This window comes from Halanaerobium congolense (assembly GCF_004366375.1).
Classification (GTDB): Bacteria; Bacillota; Halanaerobiia; order Halanaerobiales; family Halanaerobiaceae; genus Halanaerobium; species Halanaerobium congolense.
In genome coordinates, this window is the sequence record NZ_SOEF01000031.1 from 1 (window position 1) to 25,684 (window position 25,684).

The following is a 25,684-nucleotide window of genomic DNA, read 5'->3' on the forward strand; positions in this document are numbered from 1 at the left end:
AGGGGGAGGGATTCCTGCATTTTATACAGATTCCTAACCTGACAATTATGATAACTATTAATATTTTTAAAAAAACTATTAGATTTGACGTAACGAAATTATTAGATAGAGGTGAAAATAATGACTAAAGAAAATCGTTTAGATCCCCAGACAGCTTATCTTCAAGCTGCACCTGCTCAGTATATTAATGAAAAAGGTATTTTAAAAAAAGCTGGAGCTTATGTCAGTGAGTGGGGGGGAAGAGTTCTAATTAGTGGTGGTGTAAGAGCTTTAAATGCGGCAGAAAAAGACCTGATTGCTTCTTTAGATGAAAATAATATCTATTGGGAAAAAAATATTTTTAAAGGTGAGGTTTCTCAGTCCAACATTAATATTATTAAAGAAAAGGCAAAAAAAATGAAAGCAAATTTAATTATTGGAGTTGGTGGTGGAAAGGCAATTGATACTGCCAAAGCTGCTGCTGAAGACATGAGACTTCCGGTTGCAGCTGTTCCAACTATTGCAGCTACCTGTGCTGCTGGATCAGCCTTTGCTGTAGTTTATACAGAAGATGGCCAGTTTGAAAAAGACTATTTTATGACACAAAATCCACGCCTGGTAATGGTAGATCCGCAAATTATTGCAGAAGCACCTGCTAAATATTTAAAATCAGGAATTTTAGATTCTCTGGCTAAATGGTATGAAGGTAAGGCTGTAGAAAGTGGAATCGCTAATCCGAGTTTAGAAACAGTAGTTGCTATGAACTTAGCTGAAATTTTATATAATAAAATGAGAGAAGAAGCTATTATTGCTGTTGAACAGTGCGAGAATAATGAACTGGGAGATGAATTAAAGGAAATTATTGATTTAAATATATATCTAACCACTATTATACAGAGTTTGGGTCAGAACACTTCTAGAGGTGCAGCAGCCCATGGAATTCATAATGGAATGACTTCTATAGAGGAATCACATGATCTTTTGCATGGATTAAAAGTTGGTTATGGAATTATTGTTCAGCTCTATTTAGAAGATAAGGCAGAAGAATATATAGATGATGTAATCAAGTTTTTCAATGAACTAGGTTTAGAGCCATCATTTAAAGGATTAGGGATTCCTTTTACAGAAGATAATTTTAAAAAAACCGCTGCTAAGTCTGTGAATGATACAGTAATGTTGAAAATGCCAATAGAAGTAACGGAAGAAATGATTATTGAAGCAATGAAAAAAGTTGAATCAAGAGTATAGTACGAATTCTTGAAATTAATTAATTTTTCTCATTACATAAAGCCAGCTTATAAGTAGATAAATTTCTCTACAAAAAAGCTGGGTTTTTTATTTTATTTTAAATTCTTATAACTTATAAACAATTTTCAAAATAATCTTTTAATTTCTCATATATATGATATAATATTATTGGATGAAGTTTTTTAAAAAAATATATCTTAATTACTATAATTTACAAACCAAGAAAAATTTGTGGAGGTGATAGGTTCATATTATTTTGATAAACTGATTAAACATTTGTTGAAGTCTGAATAAAAAAATAAGGAGGACAGAGAAATGTTATTTAGAAAAAGTATGTTGTTGAGTATTTTATTAATGGTGGCTTTGCTTTTTGTCTCAAGTTTTTCAGCAATGGCTCAAAATGGAGAAGTTGAAATTTTTAGCTGGTGGACCGGTGGTGGAGAAGAAGAAGGTCTAAATGCTTTAATTGAACTGTTTAATGAAAATTATCCTAATGTTGAAGTCATTAATGCTACAGTTGCTGGTGGTGCTGGTTCTAATGCTAAGGCTGTACTTAAAACTAGAATGGTTGGTGGAAATCCTCCAGATTCATTCCAGGTTCATGGGGGTGCAGAATTAGTTAATACCTATGTTGAAACAGGATTGATGGAACCAATTACTGGTTTGCTGGAAGAATGGGGAGTAAAAGACAAGTTTAATCAACAGATTTTAGAAATGTCTTCTTATGAAGGCGAATATTATTCTGTTCCGGTTAATGTACATCGTTCAAATATAATGTTTTATAACAAAGCAGTACTTGAAGAAAATAATGTTGAACCTCCAACAGATTTAGCCAGCTTTAAAGAAGCATTAGCTAAATTAGATGAAGCTGGGGTAGTTCCACTTTCATTAGGTGATACTAATAAGTGGCCTGCAACTCAGATTTTTGAATCTTTATTAGTGTCAACTTTAGGTCCTGATGGCTATAATGGTCTTTGGAATGGAAATACAGCTGCTGATGATCCAGCAGTTAGAGAAGCACTTGTCCATTTCAATGATATAATGCAGTATGTCAATGAAGATCACTCTGCTCTTACCTGGCAGGATGCAACTCAAATAATGCATGAAGGTGAGGCTGGATTTAATATTATGGGTGACTGGGCAGAAGGTTATATGAAAACCTTAGGCTGGACACCTGGTGAAGAATTTGGCTGGATGCCTGTACCAGAATCAGAGGGAACCTTTATAGTAATTACAGATACATTTGGTCTACCAAAAGGTGCTCCAAATCCTGAAAATGCTAAAAAATGGTTAAAAACTATTGCATCTGTAGAAGGACAGGATACATTTAACCCAATTAAAGGTTCAATTCCTGCTCGTTTGGATGCTGATAAGAGTAAATATGATCCTTATCTAACAAGTGCAATGGAAGATTTTGCTGAAGATACCTTATCACCCTCAATCGCTCATGGTTCTGCTGCTCCTGAAGGATTCATTACTGCTTTAAATGATACTATCAATGAATTTATCACAACTGGTGATGTAGATGAAGCATTTGAAAACTTCCAGAAAAATCATGAAGAATATGTTCAGTAAAAATTATTAATAATTTAAAAACAAATTAGAGAATGTAATATCTCCCCTCCTGTAATTAAGCGGGAGGGGAAGATTTATTTATGGAGTGATAAAAATGAAAAGAAAACATAAGGAATCACTTACTTCAATTGCAATTTTATCACCATCAATAATTACTTTAGCAATATTTGTTTATGGTTTTATCAGCCGCAGTGTACAAATATCAATGCTTGATTGGGATACTTTTGCTAATTTTATGAGAAAAGCTAAAGATTATGTAGGCTTAGAAAATTATATTAGTTTATTTACAGAGTCAAGATTTCAAACAGATCTTTGGAATACACTTTATTTTACTTTATTTTTCATTATAGGCTGTTTAGCTATTGGAATTTTATTATCATTAATTTTAAATAATAAGCCTAGGGGAGGATACTTTTTTCAAAACCTTTATTTATTTCCTATGGCGATTTCCTTTGTTGTAACTGGTACAGTCTGGCGCTGGATTTTTGCTCCTGGACGTCTGCCAAATAATCCGCGTGGAATAAACCTGCTTTTTGAGCAGCTTGGTCTGCAAAATCTGCAGTGGGGCTGGTTTACCAGCACAAATAGTTTTCTAGGCTTTAACGTTGCTTTAATAGCTGTAATAATTGCAGCTATCTGGCAGTACTCTGGTTATACAATGGCTATGTGGCTTGCTGGTCTAAGGGGAATTGATCAGCAGTTAATTGAAGCTGCAAGAATTGATGGTGCCAGTAAGTGGCAGATTTTCACCAAAATATTATTTCCTATTCAAAAGCCAATTACTCTTTCGGCGATTATAGTTCTGGCTCATGTTTCACTTAAAGCCTTTGCTTTAATCTATGCAATGACAGGTAGTGGACCAAATAATGTTACAGATATACCTGCAGTTTATATGTTTGAAGCGACCTTCAGATCTAATCGTTATTCAACTGGTTCAGCAATTGCGATTGTTCTGCTGATGATGGTCGGACTGCTGATTATCCCTTACCTGGTCAATAGTTTTAAGGAGGAGTAAGCAATGGATGATAAAATGACCACACAAGAAAAGATAACAAGATATGCTGTTTTAATTGTCTTTGCAATATTCTTTCTGATTCCAATGTATGTTTTAATATCTACCAGTTTAAAAAGTTTTTCAGAAGTATCGATTAATACTATGTGGCAGCTGCCTTCGTCAATTTCAATTGAAGGTTTTAAAGAGGCTTTTGCTAAATTGGCTCCCAATGTACTTAACAGTTTTTATCTGGTAATTCCAGCCACTTTATTTTCTGCGATCTTAGGATCTTTAAATGGTTATGTATTATCTCACTGGAAGTTTAAAGGTTCAGATACTCTTTTTGCTTTAATTTTATTTGGAATGTTTATTCCCTACCAGAGTATATTATTTCCACTGGTTCAATTTATGCAGACAATTGGCTTATATGGATCTATACCAGGATTAATTTTAGTCCATGTAGTGTATGGGTTACCGATCACAACTTTAATGTTCCGAAATTATTATCAGGATGTACCTGACGCTTTAACTGAGGCAGCCAAAGTTGATGGGGCTAATATTTTCAGTATTTACCGCCACATCTTTTTTCCAATTTCAATTCCATCTTTTGTAGTTGTTTTTATCTGGCAGTTTACAAATATCTGGAACGAATTTCTCTTTGCAGTTACCTTAACTGATACTCAAAGTCAACCAATCACAGTTGCTCTAACAAATTTAGCGGGAAGTCAGGTTGTAGAATGGAATGTACAGATGAGTGGTGCAATTATAACTGCTCTGCCGACACTTTTAGTTTATATTATTTTTGGCCGCTACTTCATTAAAGGTATGTTGGCCGGTTCAGTTAAAGGGTAATTTGAACTGTAAAATATTAAGATTTATTTTTGATGTTCGAGGTATAAAAATTTAAATCTAAAAATCAAATAACTTAGGATATACTCAGTCTGAAAAATTAGGCTGGGTTTTATCTTTGTCTAGGGAATTAAAAGCATAATTTTTAAAGAGGATTTTAGTCTTTTTTCAAGAAATAATCATAGTAAGCAATTAATTAAAGTTAGAATAATTTTATTTTAAAAATATTATTACAGGAGTGAATAATTAATGAAAAAAGTTAAATGGGGCATTTTAGGTTGTGCAAACATTGCCCGTAAGGCAGTGATTCCAGGAATTTTAGCAGCAGATAATTCAGAACTAACTGCAGTTGCCAGCCGCAATCAGGAAAAGGCAAAAAAATTTGCAGAAGAATTTGGAGCAAAAAAATATTATAATGGTTATGATCAGCTTTTAGCAGATCAAGAGGTGGAAGTCGTTTATATTCCGCTGCCAAATTCTTTACATAAAGAGTGGGTTATCAAAGCAGCAGAAGCCGGTAAACACATATTATGTGAAAAACCGCTTTCCGGCAAAAACAAAAAAGAGGCTGAACTAATGAATCAGGCTGCTGAGAATAACAATGTTAAGCTAATGGAGGCTTTTATGTACCGCTTTCAGCCTTTTGTAGTTAAACTTAAAGAAATAATTGATGATGGTATAATTGGTGAAATAAAAGAAATTAAGGCGAGTTTTGCCTTTGATATTAGTGGCCGCGGCAATGATATTCGCGCTAATGCCGAACTTGATGGGGGTGCATTAAATGATATTGGATGTTATACAGTTAATATCTCAAGATATTTAATGGGGGCAAAGCCAAAAAAAGCAGCCAACTTTTTTCAAAAAGAAAATGAAGCTGGAGTTGACTTAAGCGGCAGTGGTACTCTTTATTTTGAAGGAGGTCGCTTTGCCAGTGTTTATTACAGTATTAACTCCCATGATGAAAAAGATTTAGAAATCATAGGAAGTAAAGGAGTAATCAGGATTCCAGAATTTTTTGCCTGGAAAGAAGAAAACTATTTTTTGATTGAAAAAGAGGGTGAAATAGAGAAATTAGATGTAAAAACCGGACCTCAGTATCAGCTTGAAGTTACAGCTTTTGCAGAAACAATTATTAATGACACTGAAGTTCCTCTCAAGGTCAGTGAGGAAAGTTTTGCTAATCTTGAAGTGATGGATGCTATGCGTAAATCAGCTGCTGAAGAAGTTATTGTAAAGCTTTAAATTGTAAGGTTTAATAGTTGACTGTATTGATAGGAGGGTGAATAGTGGAAGTTGAAAAAATTAATCAGGTTATTGAAAAATTATTGGTTTATGGTGAGGTAAACAACTTGTTAGGAAAATGGGATCGAATTGCTGCAAGAAACCAAATCAGAGATATTTTAAAAATTAACGAAAGTCCTGCTGAAGCCCTTACAGCTGAAGATTATGAGGTTCCGGAAGCTCCTCAGGCTTTATTAGACCAGCTGTTAGATTTTGCTGCAGCAAAAGAGTTAATAAATAATAATATTACTGAAAGAGATCTGTTAGATGCCAGAATTATGGGAGCTTTGATGCCACGACAATCAGAAGTTGCCGCTAGATTTCATAAAACAGCTGAGGAAATTGGGATTAAAAAGGCAACAGATGAATATTATAGTTTAGCTCAAGCCAGCAATTATATCCGCCAGAAAAGAGTTGCCAGGGATTTAAATTGGAAGGCTGAAAGTGATTACGGCCAGATTGAAATTACGATTAATCTTTCCAAACCAGAAAAAGATCCTGAAGAAATTGCAAAGGCTAGAAAAGAAGAACAGAGTAATTATCCTAAATGCTATTTATGTCTTGAAAATGTTGGCTTTTCTGGCAGCTTAAACCATCCTGCTCGCCAAAATCACAGAGTTATTCCTTTAAAATTACAAAATGAAGATTGGTTTCTGCAGTATTCACCATATGTCTATTATAATGAACACTGTATAGTTTTTCATAAAGAGCATATACCAATGCAGATTGATAAAAATACATTTGCAGTTTTACTTGATTTTATTGATCAGCTTCCTCATTATTTTATAGGTTCAAATGCTGATTTGCCACTTGTTGGGGGCTCTATATTAAATCATGATCACTATCAGGGAGGAAGACATATCTTTCCAATGGCAGAAGCAGAAGCAGAAGAATTTTATCAGCATCCAACCTTTCCAGATGTAGAAATCAGCCGGATAAAGTGGCCAATGTCAGTAATTAGATTGAAAGCTGATGTTAGAGAAGATATAATAAATCTTGCAGTTAAAATTTTAGATAACTGGCGCCAATACTCTGATCCTGAACTTGATATTCTGGCTTTTTCTCAAATTGAAGACAGACAGAAGGCTCATAATACAATTACTCCTATTGCTCGAAAAAAAGATAGCAGCTATGAATTAGATTTAGTTTTACGTAATAATCGTAAAAGCGAAGCTTATCCCGATGGAATTTTTCATCCCCACCAGGAATTACATCATATAAAAAAAGAAAATATCGGTTTAATTGAAGTAATGGGACGAGCAATTTTGCCTGGACGTTTGAAAAATGAGTTAAATGTGATTTCTCATTATTTAAGCGGTCAAATAAGGATTGATGAATTAAAAGAAGCAGATGGACTAGAAAAACATCTGCAGTGGGTTTCTGAACTCAAAAGAAAACATGGAATTAATTTAACAGAGGAGGAAGCTGAAAAAGTTATTGAAGTTGAAATTGCAGGTAAGTTTAGTCAAGTTTTAGAAGATGCTGGTGTTTATAAAAATAATCCCATCGGTTACAAGGGATTTGAAAGATTTTTAGCTGCAGCTGGAATAGAAAAAGTTGAATTATAATTTAAGAAGGAAGTGTCAAGATATGAGCAAATTTAATCTAAATTCTATTGACTCTTATAGTTATGAGCCATTGCGGAAACAGGTATATAATGTTTTACGAGAAGCAATCCTTAAAGGTGAGCTGATGATTGGTGAAAAAATAACTGAAATGGAAATTGCAGATGAGCTTAATGTCAGTCGAACCCCTGTGAGAGAGGCTTTTCGAATGCTGGAGCAGGAGGAGTTAATAAATATTATCCCACAGCAGGGTGTTTTTATAGCTGGAATCGAGACTAAAAAGGAAATTGATGATATATTCCAGCTGCGGACAGAGCTGGAAGGTTTAGCTGCTTTTCTGGCTGCAAAAAAAATAAATGAAGAACAAAAAACTCTTTTGAAAGAATATACGAAAGAATTGGAAGACTGTATTGCCAATGATGATCAGCGGGGCTGTATTCGGGTTGATATTGCTTTTCATCGAATAATCAAAGAGGCTTCTAATAATAGATGGTTAGAAAAATTTCTGGATACATTATTTGAGCAGGCTACCAGGTTTCGCCACAGCAGTTTTTCACGTCAAGGTAGAATGCAGGAATTTTTATCAGAACATATGGAGTTAGCAGAGGCAATAAATAGTGGGGATGCCGATAAAGCTCGTAAATGTGCTGAAGATCACATTAAGGCAGCCTGGAACAGTATTTTGACTGTATTTAAAAAAGAAAATAATTAATAATTATAAATAAATCAAAATAATACTTTTGCTTACTAAAGGATTATGTTATAATAAATCTTAAGATATTTTTATCATTTCGCAGATTAAAAAGTAGCGAGAAGATAGAATTTTAAATTAAAGGAGGAAAAATTCAAATGAAGAAAAGTTTAATAGTAATTTTAGTTCTGTTGGCAGTAGCAACTTTTAGCACAGGTGTAATGGCTCAGCGCTATGTAGTGGGAACCAATGCAAGCTTTCCACCCTTTGAATATGTAGAAGATGGTGAAATTGTAGGTTTTGATATTGACTTAGTTAAAGAAATTGCCAAACTGCAGGGTTTTGAGGTAGAGGTAAGGGATATTAGTTTTGATTCTCTAATTCCGGGGCTGGCTTCAGGTAGTCTGGATATGGTGGCTGCTGGAATGACCATTACTGCAGATAGAGAAAAAGTTATTGATTTTTCTGACCCCTATTATTCAGCCAATCAATCTGTACTGGTTCACGAGGAATCTGATGCCAATCTGACCGTTCTTTTTGGTAACCATGATGTTGGTGTCCAGACAGGTACCACTGGAGATACCTGGGTCAGAGATAATCTGCTTGAGGATGAGATTCTGACAGGTGAGCTCAGAAATTATGATTCCTATGTCTTTGTAATCAGAGATTTGGCCAATGGAAATATCGATGCAGCTGTACTTGATAAGCCGGTTGCCGAAACTTACAGCCAGAATAATCCTGTAAATGTAGTAGCCGAAATTATTACAGGTGAAGAATATGGTATTGCTGTTGGAGAGGGAAATGAAGAACTGCTGGCAGAAATCAACGCTGGTCTGGAAAAAGTAAAGAATAATGGTACCATGGAAAAACTAATCCAGAAGTATTTTGAATAAGCTTGACTGAGAATAGATTAGCATAATAAAAACAGGACTTTTCCCGGGCTTCTAATTAATGGAGTTAAAACTTAATTGTTGGCGGGAAAGGTCCTTTTTAAAATTTATACTGTCCGGGTTTGATTTATTTAAATTAAGTAGATATAATATTATTTGGGTTATAAATTAATGGGGTAATTATGGACCTATTTATTTTTTAAGTTAATTCAAAAAAGTTACCTTTTTAGTTTATAATCTAAGCTAAATTAACTTAGATTGGGTTTAGGAATCAAATTTTGACAATAATTTTTTTAGAAAGGACAGATTATGGAGAATTTAGAATTAATTATAGACGCACTCCCCTACCTTTTAGAGGGAACTCTGGTTACAATTCAACTTACCTTCTGGAGTCTGTTAATCGGGATAGTAGTTGGATTACCAATTGCCTTTGCCCAGGTTTACGGCAATAAAGTGATGCAGGGAATTGTTGCAGTTTATGAGCGCCTGGCCCGCAGTATCCCACTGCTGGTAATGCTTTTGCTGATCAATTATGGTCTGCCGAGACTGGGATTAAGAATTCCAATTTTTAGAGCAGCAGTAATCGGAATTGGACTCCGTTCTGCAGCCTATCAGTCCCAGATTTATCGAGGTGCAATTCAGTCAGTAGGCGGCTCTCAGATGAAGGCTGCTCGTTCTCTGGGAATGGGCAAATTAAAGGCCTTTTTTTATATTATTGCCCCCCAGGCTATTAGAATTGCAATTCCACCTGTGGCCAATGAGTCTGCAATTGTACTTAAAGATACCTCCCTCGCCTTTACCATTGGAGTCGTAGAGCTTTTAAGACAGGGAGAATATTTTATTGCAACATCCAATCAGCCGATGGTGATCTATTTAACCATTGCAGCAATTTATTTTATACTAACTACTATAGTTAATGGCGGTTTATCCCTGTTTGAGAAAAAATATCAGATTCCAGGGATTGGTATTGAAGGAGGACATTCAGATGCCTACTAAGCACTTATTAAAAATAGAGGATTTACACCACAGTTTTGGGGAAGAGGAAGTACTTAAGGGAATCTCTTTTTCTCTAGATAAGGGAGAAACCAAGGTTATTGTTGGTCCCAGTGGAACCGGTAAGAGTACAATTTTAAATAATATTATCCGTCTGGTACCACCCAAAAAGGGAAAAATTTATTTAGAAGATATTGAAATTACTTCAGCTAAAAAAATAAATGAGATCAGACAGCAGATTGGTTTTGTTTTTCAGGATTTTGGCTTATTTAATCATCTGACCGCAAAAGGAAATATTATGATTGGTCTGACCAAAGTTAAAAAAATGAATAAAAAAGAGGCAGAAGAATTAGCCATGCTGGAGCTGGACCGGGTTGGATTAAAAGAATATGCGAATTCCTATCCTTCACAGCTCTCAGGGGGCCAGAAGCAGCGGGTTGGAATTGCCAGAGCGCTGGCTATGCAGCCCAAATTAATTTTGTTTGATGAGCCGACTTCTTCGTTGGATCCGGAACTTACAGGAGAGGTGCTTAAAGTTATGCGCAACCTGGCCGAAGAAGGAATGACTATGCTGGTTGTGACTCATGAGATGGGATTTGCCCGCAGTGTTGCTGACGAGCTAATTTTTATGGAAGCTGGTAATATTGTTGAACAGGGAAATCCGGAAAAACTATTTACCGATCCCGATCACCAGAGAACCAGAGAATTTCTCTTTCAGCTGACTGATTTATATGGTGCGGGTGAGAACTAATGCTGGATATTTTTATGGAATATTATCCCTTATTTTTAAGTGGACTGGGGGTAACAGTTTTCGTGACCCTTATTTCCTGTTCACTGGGAACAGTTCTGGGGACTTTTTTAGCTCTAGGGAAAATTTACGGTAATAAATTTGTTTCGGCTGTAGTCCGAATCATTATTTCTATTATCAGAGGTACACCACTTTTAGTTCAGCTTTTTATAATTTATTATGGTCTTCCTTCCTGGGGCATCAATCTGGATCCAATTACAGCTGCCATTATTAGTTTCATTATTAATAGTGGAGTGTATCAGGCTGAATACCTCCGGGGTTCAATTCAGTCGATCAGCGGCAGCCAGCTAAAAGCAGCTCAGTCAATCGGAATGACCAAATGGCAGGGAATCAGGCACATTATTTTACCCCAGGCTTTCCGCCGGGTAATCCCCTCCTGGACCAACGAATTTATTTATATGATTAAATACTCTTCTCTGGCCTATGTAATTGGAGCCCGGGAATTGATGACCGAAGGAAAATTAATTGCCAGCCGCAACTATCAATTTTTTGATGTCTATCTGGTAGTTGCTCTGATTTACCTAATTGTAATCATTTTCTTTGTTGCTATCTTTAATCGAATCGAGAAAAAGGTTGCAATACCTTAAACGTGCAGGTGCCGTGCACCACCCGATATATGTCGGTAATTGTCGAATCTGAGACTTACTAATTATTTATTTAATTAGTAGGTCTTTTTTGCTTTATAAACTTCTCAAAAAGTAATAAACTATAATTACTCAATATTTGTAAAATGATTCCTACCGGGGAGAAAATATCAGGGGAGTAAACTGGCAGGTAGCTTATGCTGCAGTTGCTGGAGTGGAAATAGTAACAGCGGAAGAAACAACAGCAATACCAAAGGAAATAATTAGGGTAGTCGAAACAAAGGAAGATAGGAGCAGGTAAATGAAAAGAGAATTAATGATTTATTAAATAGCAAAGTTTTCTTCTTGTATTCTTAAATTCTAGATGCTATAATTAATTAAAGGAAATATATGTAATCTAATTTTACCAGTAATTCTAGTTCATGGAAACTATTAAGAGCAGGGTGGTGAGAATTTTGGATCAGGAGTTTCTTGATGCGGTGAGAGATATCATTGTTAAAGAGACGAAGAAAATAGTCCAGTCTGAGACGAGAAAAATAGTGCAGGAAGAGACAAAGAAAATAGTCCAGTCTGAGACGAGAAAAATAGTGCAGGAAGAGACAAAGAAAATAGTCCAGTCTGAAACGAGAAAAATAGTGCAGGAAGAGACGGCAAAATTAAGTGCTCAGGTTGAAGAAAACACACAGATTCTTAGAGCATTAGAGTCAAATAAGGATATACAAAATGCACGGATGGACAGAATGGAACATGATCTGGCTCAACTTCTTGGCAGTAATAAGAAGATTGAGGATCTGGAGGATAGATATATTCATCACAGTCATCGAATAGTTATAGATACCAGTGAAGCAGTAGAGAAAGATGCAAGTTAAATAGGTTCGTTAAAGGCAGTTTCCGGTCAGGGACTGTCTTTTTCAGATAGGTTCAATTCAAATTACCATAAATTGGATCAGTAAACGGTAGGGGCACATGTAAAGGAGTGAGCAGATGAAAATTTATACTAAAAGCGGAGATAAAGGAAAAACCAGTCTTTTTGATAATTCAAGAGTAGCAAAAGATTCTCTCCGAGTTGAAAGTTACGGAACAATTGATGAACTCAATTCTTCTCTGGGATTTGCCAAAAACTTTGTTGAGGCGCAGGAAGTTTATAATATTCTGCGCTCTGTTCAGCGCCAGCTTTTTAATCTGGCAGGGGAACTGGCAACTCCTGACTGGGAAAGCTTTCCTGAAAAAATAACAGCAGCAGACATTGAATTTTTAGAAAAGAAAATAGATTACTATTTAGCTCAGATGAATAAAAAGGAAAAATCTATGTTTATTATTCCGGGGAGCTCAAAGGCCAGTGGGGCTCTTCACCAGGCTAGAACTATCTGTAGACGGGCAGAGCGCAGAATTACTACTCTTGCAGGAGAAGCAGATATTAGTCAGGATTTACAAAAATATATTAATCGTTTATCAGATTTAATTTATTCACTGGCCCGTTTTTTAGAAGCTGAACTTGATTACGTGGAGTCCAAAAAGAAATGAGAATTTTAGTTGATGGAGATGGCTGTCCAGTTATTTCGCTAATTAGTGAGCTGGCATCTAGAAAAAACCTGGAGTTAATTGTATATACTGATCTTAATCACCAGCACAAGCTTGATTATGGAACTTTAAAAGTGGTAGACCAGGGATTTCAATCTGTGGATATGATTCTTTGTAATAATATTAAATCAGGAGATATTGTAATTACTTCTGATTATGGATTGGCAGCTTTAGCCTTAAGCAGAAAAGCAGAGGTTTTAAGTTTTTCAGGAAGAAGGTTCAACAATCAAAATATAGAGAGGTTATTGGCAAAGAGGCACCGTCAACTTAAAGAGAGAAAAAGAACAGGGCGTCATACAAGTCACAAAAAACGAACAGCAGCTGATGACCAAAGATTTAAAAAAGCACTGCTTAAATTAATAAATTCATAAACAAATAATATTTTTGCAACGCAGACTTTTATTTTGAAGCATAAAAAAATCATGAAGAAGGTGAGCCAATGGACAAGCAGCAAAAAACAATTTATGCCTGGGCCCTCTATGATTGGGCTAACTCTGCTTTTGCCACAGTAATTTTAGCCACAATTCTTCCCATATTTTATAAAGATGTTGCCGGGATCAACCTCCCCGGTAATTTAGCAACTTCCTACTGGGGTTATACCCAGACTATTGCCATGATAATTATTGCTGCCATTTCGCCAATCCTAGGAGCGGCTGCTGATTATTCTGATTCAAAAAAGTCTTTTCTTAAATTTTTTGTTATCTTAGGTATTACAGGAACAGTTCTTTTGTTTTTTGTTAATGAAGGTAATTATTTGCTGGCCTCATTTTTTTTCATCATCGCTAATATTGGTTTCTCAGGTGGAAATGTATTTTACGATGGTTTTTTAACAGATATCAGTGACTCTAAATCTATTGATTATATTTCCAGTTTGGGTTATGCGGCTGGTTATTTAGGGGGCGGTCTGCTTTTAGCAGTAAATCTTATAATGATTTCTAAACCGGCTTTATTTAGCATCGGCTCAACAACTACTGCTATTCAGATTTCATTTGTTACAGTTGCAGTCTGGTGGTTTGTTTTTTCTTTGCCAGCTTTTAAATATTTACCTGATCCGCAAAAAAGAGTTGAGAAAATTCCATTAAAAAAATATGCTAAAATGGCTTTTGGACGGCTTAAATCAACTTTTATCAACATTCGCAAATATAGAGAATTGTGGAAGTTTTTACTTGCTTTTTGGATTTATAATGATGGTATCGGAACAATTATTAGAATGGCAACAATTTATGGTAGAGAAGTGGGGATTGGTCAAATTGATTTAATTGGTGCTTTACTTTTAACTCAATTTGTGGGTATTCCATTTGCTCTGATTTTTGCCAAAATAGCAGGGAAAATAACTGCTAAAAAAGGAATTTATCTAGCTCTAACTATCTATATTGGCATTACTTTATATGGTTATTTTTTAGATTCAGCTTTGGACTTTTGGATATTAGCTGGAATTGTAGGCATGGTTCAGGGAGGAGCCCAGGCTTTAAGTCGCTCTTTATATGGAGCAATGGTACCGGAGTCTAAATCAGCTGAATTTTTTGGTTTTTTTGGAGTCTCCAGTAAGTTTGCAGCTATAATTGGACCAACTGTTTTTGCTTATACTGGCCAGCTGACTGGATCCAGCCGGTATGGAATTCTTGCTGTGGCTGTATTCTTTATTTTAGGCATGTTTTTTCTAAGCCGAGTTGATGTTGAAAAAGGTAAAATAGAAGCCAAAAATTAATTGGGCAGACCTTGCAGACCTTAAAGTATTTTAAAACAGAAACATCATTAACTGAGATTTTAGATTTATTTGGTGAAAAGAATTTTTTGGGAGAAGCTTAAGCAGATTTTTTAAATTTTATATAGATTTATTTTTTTTCAACAGGAAGGTCAGTTCTGCTGCTCCACCCAACCCAGGATTCGTCATATAATTTTAAATTTTGATAGCCAAGCAGTTTTAATGTGAAAAATGTATGAGCTGCTCTTACACCTGTATGTGAAAGAACTGCAATTACTTCTTTATCTTTAGTTATATCTTTTGCTGTATAAATTTCAGTAATTTCTGCAGCAGATTTAAATTTATAATTTTCAGTTAAAACTTCATTCCATTTGAGATGAATAGAGTTTGGAATTCTGCCTTTGCGCGGCGCACCTGAATTAGTTTCGGCACCTGAAAATTCTGCTTCAGATCTTGTATCTAAAATAATAAAATCCTGATTGTCGAGGTTTTCAGCTATTGTATCAGAATTTACTATCCACTGATTTATAACATCACTGACTACAAAATCACCTTTTTGAGGTCTATGAGGAAATATTTTGCTGTCAAAACCTTCGTTTTCCCAGGCATCATAGCCTCCTTCTAAAACTTTGATGTTTTGATGATCATAAACCTGGAATACCCACCATAATCTGGAAGCCCAAATACCATTATTATCATCATATAAAATAACTTCAGAATCATTATTAATTCCTTTTTCTTGGGCAGTGGCTGCAAAAGCACCAGGTTTAGCAATTAATCCCTGAACCCAGCCTTCTGGATCAGAAAAATCATCGTTCCACATATTTACGGCCTGAGGTAAATGTCCAAGTAGATATTTGGTACTATTTCTGACATCAATGATTTTCAGATTTCCTTTACCTTCCTGGATCATTTGGTGTACTTCTGCTGCTGAGATCAGAAATTCTCTATTTTGAAAATCAGATTCAGCTGCAGCAGCAGATGTTAAAAGAAGAATAATAAAAAAAGAAGAAATTAAAATTTCAAAAGATTTATTAAAGTTATTCATTTACAAACCTCCTTGAGTTGATAGATTTCTTACATATCTTATTATATACCTTGGGTAGAGAAATTTCATCCATTTTAAGATTTTAATTAGGAAAAATTTAAAAGGCAGGATTTTTGTAATTTTTGTTGAAATTAATATAAGAGTGAGTAGAAAATTGTCTGTTAGGAGGATAATATGAAAAAAGTAATCTTAGATTGCGATAATACAATTGGTTTAGAGGAAAAAGATGTTGATGATGGCCTGGCATTTTTATTTTTATTAGGTCGCGAAGACATTGATTTAATGGCTGTTACCAGTGTTTTTGGAAACAGTTCTTTAGAAGAAACCTATAGTACTACAGAAAAGATGTTGAATGACTTCAAGTTAGAAGATAAAATAAAACATTTCAAAGGTGCTGCTGAAGCCGGTGATTATGACACTGAAGCGGCTGAATATCTAGCAAAAGCTGCAGCAGAAAACAACAATGAAATTACTCTAATTGCTGTTGGACCACTTTCTAATCTATATGCAGCCTGGAAGATAGACAATAATTTTTTTAAGAATTTAAAAGAAATAATTATTATGGGTGGGGTTACTGAACCTCTGCAGTTTGGTGATAAAACCATTGATGAACTCAACTTTAGCTGTGATCCGGAAGCTGCTGAAAAAGTTTTGAAGTCTGAGGTTCCTGTTGCTTTAATGTCAGGTAACCTATGCCTGGCAGCACGTTTTGGAGAAAAATCATGGAGAAGGGTTAATAGATCTAAAAATAAAGCAGTTCGAGCTTATATTAAAGATAAAATTGATCACTGGTATGAGTATTCTTCAGAAATAATTGGATTAACAGGATTTTATATGTGGGATGTTGTTGCGGTAGTTTATATGACAGCACCTGAAATTTTCCCATATAATAAAAGAAAATTCGTTTCCAGTGTTGAAGATTTAAAGAGTGGAAGTATTAAAACTGATAAAGCGGAAGGTAGGCTGCAGGATGCTGGAGTTATTAACTTACCTTCAACTATAATTGATACTAAAAGATTTAAAGATATTGTTTTTGCAGCCTGGGACAAAATAGATATTACACCGGAAGGGTATGCCGATGCTGAATAAAGATGAGCTTCGAGATTTATTTTTTATACAACATCAGCTGACAGATGATCTTTTAACTGATTCAGGGCTTAGAACCTTTGCTTCAGTTTTAAATAAAAATCTAGATACTGATGTTTATATATATGATCGTTTTCGGGATGATATAATTTATGCAGATCAAAAAATAAAAAAGAACAAAGAATTTATGCTTTATATAAGAGAAAGAAAATTAATACGTAAGGATACAGCTTTCAAATGCTGTCGGGTAGAAATTTTTGAGTATCAATATCAATGGCAGGGTAAAGAATATAAAGAACTGCAGCTTGATCTGGGTAAAAAAGATAAAGTTGGAATTTTAGCTTGAATTATCAACTGTACTTATTTTCTATTAATGCTGATAAAAATATTGATTATTCAAAAGATTTTTAAGGGAGAGGGTAACCTCTCTCTTTTTTCAACTTTAGAAAAGCAAAGTTATTTTATGATTTAGTAAAATTATGCTATAATAGAGATAAGTTTTATATATTTGAAAGGCGGAAAATTAAAATTATGGAATTTGAATTGTCAGTTATTATTCCGACCCTAAATGAAGAAAAAAATATTGGGAGTCTAATCGATTTTATAGATCAGGAAAATGTGAAAACAGAAGTTATTATTTCAGATGCTGACAGCACTGATAATACTAGAAAAATTGCTGCAGCAAAAGGTGCAGAGGTAGTTAATTCTAAAAAAGCAAGTCGTGGGTTGCAGTTAAATAGGGGTGCTGAAATAGCATCTGCACCAATCTTGTTGTTTTTGCATGCTGATTCCACTTTAGAAAGAGGTTCCTTATTTGCTTTAGTTAAAACAATGCAGAATCAGGAAAAAAAAATTGGTGGTTGCTTTACTTTGGAAATCAAATCAAAGCATCCGCTGCTAAAATTTATCAGCTGGTCTTCTAATCTTAGAGCTAAATACCTACATTTAATTTTCGGTGATCAGGGTATTTTCATAAAAAAAGATTATTTTCAGCGTTTGGGGAGATTCCCCGAAATTGAGCTAATGGAAGACTGGGAGTTTTCAAAAAAAATGACAAAAGCTGGGCCACTCATTTTTTTAAATAAAAAAATTTATACTTCAGCAAGGCGTTGGGAAGAAGGCGGAGTTTTAAGAACAATTCTTTTAATGCATAAAATAAAGTTATTATATAAATTGGGATATAGTCCCCAAAAGCTTAAAAAAATATACCGTGATGCCCGTTAGTTAATTCAGAATAGGAGGAGATTATTTTGCAGGCTGCAGTAGTATTAATGAGTAGAGCACCGATACCCGGAAAAACTAAAACAAGGCTTGAAAGTCATTTAAAAAAAGAAGAATGTGCTGAACTGCATAAAGCTTTTTTAAAAGATATTAATGCTAAATTTTTAAATTTAAAAAACGAAAATACTAGAATTGATTTATATTTAAGTTTCACTCCTAAAAAAGCGGAATCTTCGTTTTTGGGGCTTATCAGCAGTGACTTTACTCGCATCCCACAAATCGGATCTAATTTAGGAGAAAAAATGTATAATGCTCTGAATGATGCATATCAGCTAAGTAATTTGCCTGTAATTATTACTGGTTCTGATCTTCCACTATTGGATATTGAAATTTTTACTGAGGCTTTTGCAGGTTTAAAAGAACGGGATTTGGTAATTGGGCCATCAGCTGATGGAGGCTATTATCTGATTGGAATGAAAAAACCTCAAAAATTTCTTTTCGATTCTGGAAATTGGGGTAATAGTAATGTTCTGCAGCAAACAATTAAAGCAGTGAGCAGCCACAACTTGAAAACTCATTTTTTGCCTGAAGCTTCCGATGTAGATACTTTTAAAGAACTACTGCAGTTGAGATCTGAACTAATTAACCGGAAAGTTAATTTAAATTTTCTTAAAAATACTAAAATTGTAATTGAAAAAATATTCAACTATAAATAATGGGGGGGCAAATTTATGTCTTTTCAGGAAGACTTGAAACAAAAATTAAAAAATTATATTAGAGAACGAGATTTTATGCATGCAGCTGGAATCAGCAGGAGAGCTAAATTAGAATTTTTAGCTCAGGGAGAGTATAATATAAATTATTTAATTAAAGATGAAGAAGAAAAATATGTACTTCGGGTTAATTTGGGCAGTCAGATGCATCTCGATGATCAGATTGGTTATGAATTTTCTGCTCTGCAGGCCCTGGCACCATCTGGTGTAACGCCAAGACCATTTTATCTTGATAATTCTCAAGAAAAGATCGATTACGGTTTATTAATGATGGAATATTTGCCGGGACGTTCTTTAGATTACCAAAAAGATTTAAAAACAGCTGCCAAGATTTTTGCTAAAATACATAAATTAGATAGTTCTAAAGCAGAAAGACTGGTTCAGGAAAAAAAACCTTTAACTGCAATTTGGAATGAATGTGAGGCATTACTTGAGCATTATTTTAATTCAGAATTAGCAGTATCTGAAATAAAAAAATTCTTAATGAAAATGAAAGCAGAGATGTATAAAAAGAAAGAAAAAGAGTCAGAACTGATGGATCTTTTTCCACCTGCTATAGTAAATACTGAGGTTAATTCGAATAATTTTATTATTGATGATAAATTTAACCTTGCCTATCTGGTAGACTGGGAGAAGCCATTAATTACAACTCCACTTCAAGATTTAAGCCACTTTATGGTCCCAACTACCACTCTCTGGAAAACAAATTTTATTTTTAACCAGGGGGAGGAAGAAGAGTTTTTACATCATTATCTTAAAGCAAGAGGAATGGATTCTCAATACCATGAGGTTAAATCAGCTCTCGAGTTATTTAATGAATTCTCTGCAATGCGGGGAATTTCCTGGTCAGCAATGGCCTGGGTGGAATATCAGAATACAGAACGAGAAATAAAAAATCAGGATACTTTTGAAACAATGGACAGCTACTTAAAAATAGATTTTTTAGAAATGCTTTTTCCAGATCTTAATTAAAGTAAAAGTGTAATAATAATATAATATTTAGAGTTAAAATAAAATTGGGGGTAAATATGAATTCATTATCAGAAGCAGATAAAAAAGATTTAATTGTGAGACTGCGTCGAATTGAAGGTCAGGTAAGAGGATTACAGCGAATGATAGATGAAGAAAAATACTGTGTTGATATTTTAACGCAGATCAATGCCTGTCGGGGTGCTTTAAAAAAGGTTGCTTTAAAGATTTTGAATCGACATGTTAATGGCTGTGTGAAAAATGCAATTTCTCAGGAAGAAGGAGAAGAGGCAATAATAACTGAATTAATGGATGTTATAGATAAATTTAGTGATTAATATTACTCCGTTTAGGCGGGGTTTTTAAGGAGGATTTTATGTTAGCTTTAGAAAAAATTATTGCTTCTTTAATTATGCCGCCAGGTCTTTTTGTTTTTTTATTTTTAATATTGGCTCTTTATTTATTCAAAAAATCAGAATCAATTACAATTAAAATTATTGCTGTTTTGGCCTTATTATTTTGTTTTTTTATGTCAACTGCTTTTGGTGTTCAGCTTTTACTTCATCCTTTAGAAAATTATGCTGAAAGAAATTCAGTTACCGCCTTTGCCAAACATCCAATTGTTGTTCTTGGTGGTGGAGTGAATTATTATTCTTCTGATAAAGCCAAACCTTCTGTCCACAGCCTACAGCGATTAGTAAAGGGATATCAACTGCATCGTAAATTAAAAACTCCTTTAATTTATTCAGGGGGGGTTGCCATCGGTCAACAAATAATTTCGGAGGCTGATGCTGCAGCAGATTTTTTAACTTCAATTGGAATGGATAAAAGCTATTATATTAGTGAAAATCAGGCTCAAACAACCTTTGAAAATGCTGCTTATTTAAAAAGATGGATTGAGGACAATGAAATAGAAAAAGTATATTTGGTAACTTCTGCTTATCATATTTTGCGTTCAGCAGCAGTTTTTAAAGCTCAAAATATTGATTTTTTAATAGTTCATTCAGGATTTATCTATGATCATCAATTTAGTTGGTTAGATTATTTGCCAAACCGAGGCGCTTTAAACGCAAATTTATCGGCACTGCACGAATGGATTGGTCTTGCCTGGTACTATATACGTGGTCGAATTTAAATTAATTTGATTAATCTATAATATTTAGTGTTATTTTAAACATTTTCTGATAAACTATAAATGTATCTTAGAGAGAGTATTTATAAATTAAAGAGTAGTGAGTATTATAATCTCTTTTTAAGTAAATTTATGTTAAAAATTACTCTTAAGGGGCTTGATAGTTTATGGCTAAAGATATGTTTAGTAAAAAAAAGAAAATTGATCTTCATATGCATACAACTGCATCTGATGGAGCTTCAACTCCAGCAGAACTAGTAGATACATGTATAGATTTAGGTTTGGAGATAATTGCGGTTACTGATCATGATAATGTAACAAATGTTAAAAAAATGCAGCAGTTAGGGAATGAAAAAGGATTAAAAGTTATTTCAGGAATAGAGATTTCTACTTATAGAGGAGAAGCAGAATATCATATTTTAGGTTATTTTGTTGATCCAGAAAATGATGCTTTACTTGGATTAACAGAGACAATTTTAGATTCCAGAGTAGAAAGAACTCATAAAATGATCGAAAAATTAACTGAAATGGGTTACCCTTTAGATTTTAAAGATGTAAAAAAATATGCTACAGGAGTTAGCCTGGGTAGACCACATGTAGCAAGAGCAATGATCGAAAAGGGTTATATTAATGAAATTGGTGAAGCTTTTACTGAAGAATTTATTGCAGGTGGGGGAAAAGCTTATGTCGAAAAGAAAAATGTTTTACCAGCTGAGGCAATAGAAGTAATTTTAAAGGCTGGTGGAATACCAGTTATTGCTCATCCTCATATAATTAATCACGGCAAAGCCCTTGATAAAAAAGAGATTTCTCGTTTAAAAGATGTCGGTCTTAAAGGTGTTGAAGTTTATCAAACGAAACATAAGCAGAAGGTAACAAAAAAATACAAGAAAATTGCAGAAGAATTGGGCCTTTTAATTACAGGTGGTTCTGATTATCATGGAGAAAACTCTCCTGGGATTATGCCTGGTGATACAGGGATGAGTCAGGAAGAATATGATCAGCTGGAAAAACATGCCCATTCTATGCTATAATAACTAAAAATATTAAAAGGAGTAGTGAGTAAAGAGAATGCATAATGTAACGATGATTGCTGGAGATGGAATTGGACCTGAAATTTCAGAGGCTGTAGCTAAAATAATTGAGGCTGCAGGTGTAAAGATTAAATGGGAGAAGGTAGAAGCGGGAGCTGGCGTGATGGATAAATATGGAACTCCACTTCCAGAAAAAGTATTTGAGTCAATCAGAAAAAATAAAGTAGCTTTAAAGGGACCAATTACAACACCGGTCGGCAGTGGTTTCCGTAGTGTTAATGTTGCAATAAGAAAAGAATTGAATTTATATGCAAATGTTCGGCCCTTAAAGGTACATGCCAAAAATTTTGCTAAAGACGAAAATATTGACATGGTGGTTTTCAGAGAAAATACAGAAGGACTTTATGTAGGAATTGAACATTATGTTGGTGATGAAGCGGCAGAAAGCATCAAAATAATCACCCGTAAAGCATCACGAAAAATCACAGAGAGAGCTTTTGAATATGCAGTTCGCGAAGATCGTAAAAAAGTTACAGCTGTACATAAGGCTAATATTTTAAAATTCAGTGATGGTTTATTTCTAGAAGAAGCCCGTAAAGTTGCTGAAAAATATCAAAAGACAAATCCAGAAATTAAATTTGATGATAAGATTGTAGATAATATGTGCATGCAGATGGTGCAGTATCCGGAACAATATGATGTTCTGGTTATGCCTAATCTCTATGGAGATATTGTTTCGGATCTAGGTGCAGGTTTAATTGGAGGCTTAGGTTTGGCTCCAGGAATGAATCTAGGTGACGAGATAGCAGTTTTTGAAGCAGTTCATGGTAGTGCTCCAGATATTGCTGGTCAAAACAAAGCAAATCCGATTGCTCTTTTATTTTCTTCAGTTTTAATGTTGAGGCATCTTGGAGAAACAGAGGCTGCAGATAGGATTGAAAATGCTGCTGCTTTGGTTTTAAATAAAGGTGAAGTTTTAACTGAAGATTTAGGAGGCAGCGCCTCAACTGATCAAATAACAGAAGCTATTATTTCCGAATTATAATTAATATAAGCTTATATTTTTAAGATAAGAGGGGAGAGATTAGTAAATGAAAGCTGAAATGGAAAAATTATTTAGTTGTTTAAATAAATATAAGGAAAAAGCAGTGGCCAGAAAAAATGCTTATGGACTTGATCCTAGGCCTTTAGAAGCAGAAAAAGTAAATTGTCTTTTTTCTGGCTTAAAATTAGATGGTTTAGAATCTAAAAAATTTAAAATATTTAAGCTAGAAAGGCTTGATAAGTTACTTTTGCGTTTGATTTCTCAGGAAATCAAAAGAGGGACATTCCCTGCTTCACATGCTAAGGCTGAAGGTTTGGCTCAAATTATTAAAGAAGCCGTAATTCGAGATCAAGAAAATCAATATTTAAGTTCACATAAAGCGTTAAAGCTGCTGGCGGATATGAAAGGTGGGGCAGCAACCTCCAGACTTGTTGATTTATTTGCTAAAGAAATTCATAGAGATCAGATTATTGAAATTTTAAAAGAAACGGTATTAGTAACAAAATCTGATTTTGAAAAATTAGTAGAACTTGCAGCAGAAAACTCATATTTTAAAAAGAAGATTGATGAGTTAATGTTAAGTTGGTCTTATAGAGATTTTGCTGAAAACTGGGAACTTAAACCTGAATATGAGGGCTTATCTTTACGAGTTGGTGATAATATTACAACCGGGCATTTAAGCCCTTCTAAAAATGCTAACAGCCGTACAGATCAACCTCGGCATGCCCAATTTGTAATGGATGGTCGTGATGATGAAGAAAACTTTTGGGAAAGATTAAATGAGCTTAAAGAAGAAGGAACTAATGTATTCTTTACAGCCGGCAGGGCATTGGGTGAAGGATCATCAAGAAAATCAGCTACTTATACTATGCAGCAGCTTTTAGGTAGGCCTGTAAAAGGCGAGCCAGAAAAGAAAAAAGGTGGAGTTGTAGTTGCTAAAAGTTTTGCTCCTATTTTTAAAGAATCATTGGTCGCCTCCGGAATTTTACCTCTGGAAGCAGATACATCTGAGATTGAAGAAGGAGATAAACTCAAAGTAAAGCTTGAAGCAAAAAAAATATTAGTTAATGACAGTACAGAACTTGATATAAAATTACCAATTGACTATAAACTGAAGAAAATTGCTGCCGGAGGTATGACTTATTTTGATGCAGGTAATGAACTGCAGACTATGGCTCTTGCTTACTGCCGAGAGAATGGTATCAAAACTGGAGCTGTTAAAACTCCAGCTGAAGAGAATGTTGTCAGAGAAGATTCCAAGCCACCTCAAACTTTGGCTCAAAAGATTGTAGCTTATAATAGACTTGATGGAAAAGATACAATTTTACCTGGAGAAACAGCTCAGGTTAAAATGCGAGGAGCTTTTTCTCAGGACACAACCGGTCCAATGACTATGGATGAATATCAGTCAATGGCTGGTGGTGACTTTGGTGCAGAATTTGTAGTACAGTCTTTATGTCACACTGGTGAATGTCCTTCTAGTTCAGAAAGAGATACTCATAAGTTTTTACATGACTTTGTTACCGAACGTGGTGGAGTTTGTCTGCAGACTGGTGAAGGTATAATTCATACTATTGGTAATCGCTTTGTTTTACCAACTGATGTAATTGTTGGTGGGGATTCTCATACCAGGACTCCACGTGGAGTGTCTTTTCCCGCAGCTTCAGATATTGTAGCTGGAGTTATGAAATACGGTAAGCAGGATTTAACCATGGACGAGTCTGTTAAAGTTAAGTTTACAGGTCGACCACCTGCTGGTATTACAGCTCGGGACTTAGTTTCTGCTTTAGTAATTTATGCAGATAAAACTGTAGGTAAGGATGTCTATAATGGACGGATTATTGAGATGGAAGGGTTAGAATTCTTATCCTCAGATGAACGCTATATTCTAACAAATGCTGTGGCAGAGAGAAGTGCTTCAGCTGGAGTAGTTCCATCTGACGAACTAACTATTGAAACTATCAAAGAAAATCTACAATATTTAAAATCTAGACCAGATGCGGATTCTTCTCCATCTGTAAAAAACACAATTAAAGCGATAGAAGAATATTTAGAAGCTCCTGTATTATTTGAAGCTGATGCAGATGCAGAATATGCAGCAGAAATCGAAATTCCATTAGAAGAACTTTCTGAACCACTAGTTGCTAAGCCACATCATCCTGATAATGTGGCTCCTATAAGTGAGGTTCAGGGAGAAGAAATTGATGAGGTTTATATTGGCAGTTGTGTTGGTGGAGATTTGAAGAGTATCAAAGAGGCAGCAGAGGTAATCGACGGCCATCAAATCCCACAGGATGTTAATGTGGTTGTGGGCCCTGCCTCTCGTGATATTTATGAAGAACTGATTGTTGATGGAACAATGGCTAAGTTAACTCATGCTGGGGCAACAGTAATTATGCCCGGCTGTGGATTGTGTATGGGTAATAAGCGTCGTATTGGATCAGGTTCTACAGCTTTTACTACAACTACTCGTAACTACCAATCACGAATCGGACCATCTGATTCCAGAACCTATCTTGGCAGTGCTCAAGTAGCAGGGTGTGTAGCCGTACTCGGCCATATTCCAAGTAAGGAAGAGTATTTTAAACTATATAAATAACGTTCACCTACCGATTATAGGACCAATTATTTCC

General features: G+C 34.8%; 26 protein-coding genes. 25 read left to right on the top strand and 1 reads right to left on the bottom strand.

The genetic code is table 11. The annotated features are described in order from the left end of the window. The first annotated feature begins 120 nt into the window (after positions 1-120). From C7954_RS10430 to C7954_RS10500, 15 genes are all read left to right on the top strand, one after another. On the top strand, positions 121-1,227 hold the full coding sequence (locus C7954_RS10430) for an iron-containing alcohol dehydrogenase family protein (protein ID WP_134059943.1): 1,107 nt from the start codon (positions 121-123) through the stop codon (positions 1,225-1,227). 315 nt (positions 1,228-1,542) lie between these two features. Then, positions 1,543-2,802 carry an ABC transporter substrate-binding protein gene (locus C7954_RS10435; RefSeq protein ID WP_089655955.1) on the top strand — a complete coding sequence of 420 codons (1,260 nt, stop codon included), beginning with the start codon at positions 1,543-1,545 and terminating at the stop codon, positions 2,800-2,802. Between the two features lie 94 nt (positions 2,803-2,896). Further along, entirely contained in the window at positions 2,897-3,817 is a 921-nt protein-coding gene (locus C7954_RS10440) for a carbohydrate ABC transporter permease (protein ID WP_073160231.1), read from the top strand. Positions 3,818-3,820: 3 nt separating this feature from the next. Further along, positions 3,821-4,648: a carbohydrate ABC transporter permease gene (locus C7954_RS10445; RefSeq protein WP_073160233.1), complete on the top strand. Its 828-nt coding sequence runs from the start codon at positions 3,821-3,823 to the stop codon at positions 4,646-4,648. A gap of 246 nt (positions 4,649-4,894) precedes the next feature. Further along, positions 4,895-5,887, top strand: a complete 993-nt coding sequence (locus tag C7954_RS10450) for a Gfo/Idh/MocA family protein (protein ID WP_073160235.1) — start codon at positions 4,895-4,897, stop codon at positions 5,885-5,887. Positions 5,888-5,931: 44 nt separating this feature from the next. Beyond that, a complete protein-coding gene (locus C7954_RS10455) occupies positions 5,932-7,494 on the top strand; it encodes a UDP-glucose--hexose-1-phosphate uridylyltransferase (protein ID WP_134059945.1) in 1,563 nt (520 codons plus the stop codon). A 22-nt stretch (positions 7,495-7,516) separates the two neighbouring features. After that, positions 7,517-8,203 carry a GntR family transcriptional regulator gene (locus C7954_RS10460; RefSeq protein WP_134059947.1) on the top strand — a complete coding sequence of 229 codons (687 nt, stop codon included), beginning with the start codon at positions 7,517-7,519 and terminating at the stop codon, positions 8,201-8,203. Between the two features lie 137 nt (positions 8,204-8,340). Next, positions 8,341-9,075: a basic amino acid ABC transporter substrate-binding protein gene (locus tag C7954_RS10465; protein WP_134059949.1), complete on the top strand. Its 735-nt coding sequence runs from the start codon at positions 8,341-8,343 to the stop codon at positions 9,073-9,075. A gap of 306 nt (positions 9,076-9,381) precedes the next feature. After that, the gene (locus tag C7954_RS10470) at positions 9,382-10,068 is read left to right on the top strand and encodes an amino acid ABC transporter permease (protein ID WP_073160243.1); all 687 of its coding nucleotides are present in this window, start codon (positions 9,382-9,384) and stop codon (positions 10,066-10,068) included. Continuing rightward, positions 10,058-10,816, top strand: a complete 759-nt coding sequence (locus tag C7954_RS10475; protein ID WP_073160245.1) for an amino acid ABC transporter ATP-binding protein — start codon at positions 10,058-10,060, stop codon at positions 10,814-10,816. Before C7954_RS10470 ends, C7954_RS10475 begins: the two co-directional genes overlap by 11 nt. Then, positions 10,816-11,460: an amino acid ABC transporter permease gene (locus C7954_RS10480; protein ID WP_089717629.1), complete on the top strand. Its 645-nt coding sequence runs from the start codon at positions 10,816-10,818 to the stop codon at positions 11,458-11,460. The genes C7954_RS10475 and C7954_RS10480 overlap by 1 nt, the downstream gene beginning before the upstream one ends. Positions 11,461-11,912: 452 nt before the next feature. Then, on the top strand, positions 11,913-12,326 hold the full coding sequence (locus C7954_RS10485) for a hypothetical protein (RefSeq protein WP_089655956.1): 414 nt from the start codon (positions 11,913-11,915) through the stop codon (positions 12,324-12,326). Between the two features lie 115 nt (positions 12,327-12,441). Then, positions 12,442-12,981, top strand: coding sequence for a cob(I)yrinic acid a,c-diamide adenosyltransferase (locus C7954_RS10490; RefSeq protein WP_073160251.1), 540 nt, complete (start codon positions 12,442-12,444; stop codon positions 12,979-12,981). Beyond that, complete coding sequence (locus C7954_RS10495) at positions 12,978-13,409, top strand: YaiI/YqxD family protein (protein ID WP_073160253.1); 432 nt, start codon at positions 12,978-12,980, stop codon at positions 13,407-13,409. The genes C7954_RS10490 and C7954_RS10495 overlap by 4 nt, the downstream gene beginning before the upstream one ends. A 68-nt stretch (positions 13,410-13,477) precedes the next feature. Continuing rightward, positions 13,478-14,746, top strand: coding sequence for an MFS transporter (locus C7954_RS10500; protein WP_133618233.1), 1,269 nt, complete (start codon positions 13,478-13,480; stop codon positions 14,744-14,746). A 127-nt stretch (positions 14,747-14,873) separates the two neighbouring features. Here C7954_RS10500 and C7954_RS10505 read toward each other — a convergent pair whose 3' ends face one another. Beyond that, entirely contained in the window at positions 14,874-15,791 is a 918-nt protein-coding gene (locus C7954_RS10505) for a sulfurtransferase (protein ID WP_134059951.1), read from the bottom strand. A 174-nt stretch (positions 15,792-15,965) separates the two neighbouring features. On the opposite strand from C7954_RS10505, the gene C7954_RS10510 reads away from it, so the two are divergent. The 10 genes from C7954_RS10510 to C7954_RS10555 all read left to right on the top strand — a co-directional run bounded on the left by C7954_RS10510 (position 15,966) and on the right by C7954_RS10555 (position 25,650). Beyond that, the gene (locus C7954_RS10510; protein ID WP_073160259.1) at positions 15,966-16,880 is read left to right on the top strand and encodes a nucleoside hydrolase; all 915 of its coding nucleotides are present in this window, start codon (positions 15,966-15,968) and stop codon (positions 16,878-16,880) included. Further along, complete coding sequence (locus C7954_RS10515) at positions 16,870-17,223, top strand: hypothetical protein (protein WP_134059953.1); 354 nt, start codon at positions 16,870-16,872, stop codon at positions 17,221-17,223. The genes C7954_RS10510 and C7954_RS10515 overlap by 11 nt, the downstream gene beginning before the upstream one ends. A 185-nt stretch (positions 17,224-17,408) precedes the next feature. Then, the gene (locus tag C7954_RS10520; RefSeq protein WP_073160273.1) at positions 17,409-18,101 is read left to right on the top strand and encodes a TIGR04283 family arsenosugar biosynthesis glycosyltransferase; all 693 of its coding nucleotides are present in this window, start codon (positions 17,409-17,411) and stop codon (positions 18,099-18,101) included. A 26-nt stretch (positions 18,102-18,127) separates the two neighbouring features. Continuing rightward, positions 18,128-18,814 carry a TIGR04282 family arsenosugar biosynthesis glycosyltransferase gene (locus C7954_RS10525; RefSeq protein WP_089655957.1) on the top strand — a complete coding sequence of 229 codons (687 nt, stop codon included), beginning with the start codon at positions 18,128-18,130 and terminating at the stop codon, positions 18,812-18,814. Between the two features lie 15 nt (positions 18,815-18,829). Further along, a complete protein-coding gene (locus tag C7954_RS10530; protein ID WP_134059955.1) occupies positions 18,830-19,843 on the top strand; it encodes an aminoglycoside phosphotransferase family protein in 1,014 nt (337 codons plus the stop codon). A 56-nt stretch (positions 19,844-19,899) separates the two neighbouring features. Next, on the top strand, positions 19,900-20,178 hold the full coding sequence (locus C7954_RS10535; protein ID WP_073160781.1) for a metal-sensitive transcriptional regulator: 279 nt from the start codon (positions 19,900-19,902) through the stop codon (positions 20,176-20,178). Between the two features lie 38 nt (positions 20,179-20,216). Continuing rightward, entirely contained in the window at positions 20,217-20,975 is a 759-nt protein-coding gene (locus tag C7954_RS10540) for a YdcF family protein (RefSeq protein WP_089655959.1), read from the top strand. 164 nt (positions 20,976-21,139) lie between these two features. Next, positions 21,140-22,006, top strand: a complete 867-nt coding sequence (locus C7954_RS10545) for a PHP domain-containing protein (protein ID WP_073160777.1) — start codon at positions 21,140-21,142, stop codon at positions 22,004-22,006. Between the two features lie 37 nt (positions 22,007-22,043). After that, positions 22,044-23,051: an isocitrate/isopropylmalate dehydrogenase family protein gene (locus C7954_RS10550; protein ID WP_073160775.1), complete on the top strand. Its 1,008-nt coding sequence runs from the start codon at positions 22,044-22,046 to the stop codon at positions 23,049-23,051. Positions 23,052-23,097: 46 nt separating this feature from the next. Continuing rightward, positions 23,098-25,650, top strand: coding sequence for an aconitase family protein (locus C7954_RS10555; RefSeq protein WP_134059957.1), 2,553 nt, complete (start codon positions 23,098-23,100; stop codon positions 25,648-25,650). Positions 25,651-25,684: the final 34 nt, after the last annotated feature.

Bases quoted from the DNA above. Each gene is read 5' to 3' on its own strand.
- C7954_RS10550 (WP_073160775.1), top strand. From the start codon at position 22,044: ATGCATAATGTAACGATGATTGCTGGAGATGGAATTGGACCTGAAATT.
- C7954_RS10470 (WP_073160243.1), top strand. From the start codon at position 9,382: ATGGAGAATTTAGAATTAATTATAGACGCACTCCCCTACCTTTTAGAG.
- C7954_RS10535 (WP_073160781.1), top strand. From the start codon at position 19,900: ATGAATTCATTATCAGAAGCAGATAAAAAAGATTTAATTGTGAGACTG.
- C7954_RS10435 (WP_089655955.1), top strand. From the start codon at position 1,543: ATGTTATTTAGAAAAAGTATGTTGTTGAGTATTTTATTAATGGTGGCT.
- C7954_RS10545 (WP_073160777.1), top strand. From the start codon at position 21,140: ATGGCTAAAGATATGTTTAGTAAAAAAAAGAAAATTGATCTTCATATG.
- C7954_RS10440 (WP_073160231.1), top strand. From the start codon at position 2,897: ATGAAAAGAAAACATAAGGAATCACTTACTTCAATTGCAATTTTATCA.
- C7954_RS10540 (WP_089655959.1), top strand. From the start codon at position 20,217: ATGTTAGCTTTAGAAAAAATTATTGCTTCTTTAATTATGCCGCCAGGT.
- C7954_RS10460 (WP_134059947.1), top strand. From the start codon at position 7,517: ATGAGCAAATTTAATCTAAATTCTATTGACTCTTATAGTTATGAGCCA.
- C7954_RS10515 (WP_134059953.1), top strand. From the start codon at position 16,870: ATGCTGAATAAAGATGAGCTTCGAGATTTATTTTTTATACAACATCAG.
- C7954_RS10505 (WP_134059951.1), bottom strand. From the start codon at position 15,791: ATGAATAACTTTAATAAATCTTTTGAAATTTTAATTTCTTCTTTTTTT.
- C7954_RS10500 (WP_133618233.1), top strand. From the start codon at position 13,478: ATGGACAAGCAGCAAAAAACAATTTATGCCTGGGCCCTCTATGATTGG.
- C7954_RS10555 (WP_134059957.1), top strand. From the start codon at position 23,098: ATGAAAGCTGAAATGGAAAAATTATTTAGTTGTTTAAATAAATATAAG.
- C7954_RS10450 (WP_073160235.1), top strand. From the start codon at position 4,895: ATGAAAAAAGTTAAATGGGGCATTTTAGGTTGTGCAAACATTGCCCGT.
- C7954_RS10520 (WP_073160273.1), top strand. From the start codon at position 17,409: ATGGAATTTGAATTGTCAGTTATTATTCCGACCCTAAATGAAGAAAAA.
- C7954_RS10445 (WP_073160233.1), top strand. From the start codon at position 3,821: ATGGATGATAAAATGACCACACAAGAAAAGATAACAAGATATGCTGTT.
- C7954_RS10490 (WP_073160251.1), top strand. From the start codon at position 12,442: ATGAAAATTTATACTAAAAGCGGAGATAAAGGAAAAACCAGTCTTTTT.
- C7954_RS10510 (WP_073160259.1), top strand. From the start codon at position 15,966: ATGAAAAAAGTAATCTTAGATTGCGATAATACAATTGGTTTAGAGGAA.
- C7954_RS10480 (WP_089717629.1), top strand. From the start codon at position 10,816: ATGCTGGATATTTTTATGGAATATTATCCCTTATTTTTAAGTGGACTG.
- C7954_RS10430 (WP_134059943.1), top strand. From the start codon at position 121: ATGACTAAAGAAAATCGTTTAGATCCCCAGACAGCTTATCTTCAAGCT.
- C7954_RS10465 (WP_134059949.1), top strand. From the start codon at position 8,341: ATGAAGAAAAGTTTAATAGTAATTTTAGTTCTGTTGGCAGTAGCAACT.
- C7954_RS10530 (WP_134059955.1), top strand. From the start codon at position 18,830: ATGTCTTTTCAGGAAGACTTGAAACAAAAATTAAAAAATTATATTAGA.
- C7954_RS10475 (WP_073160245.1), top strand. From the start codon at position 10,058: ATGCCTACTAAGCACTTATTAAAAATAGAGGATTTACACCACAGTTTT.
- C7954_RS10495 (WP_073160253.1), top strand. From the start codon at position 12,978: ATGAGAATTTTAGTTGATGGAGATGGCTGTCCAGTTATTTCGCTAATT.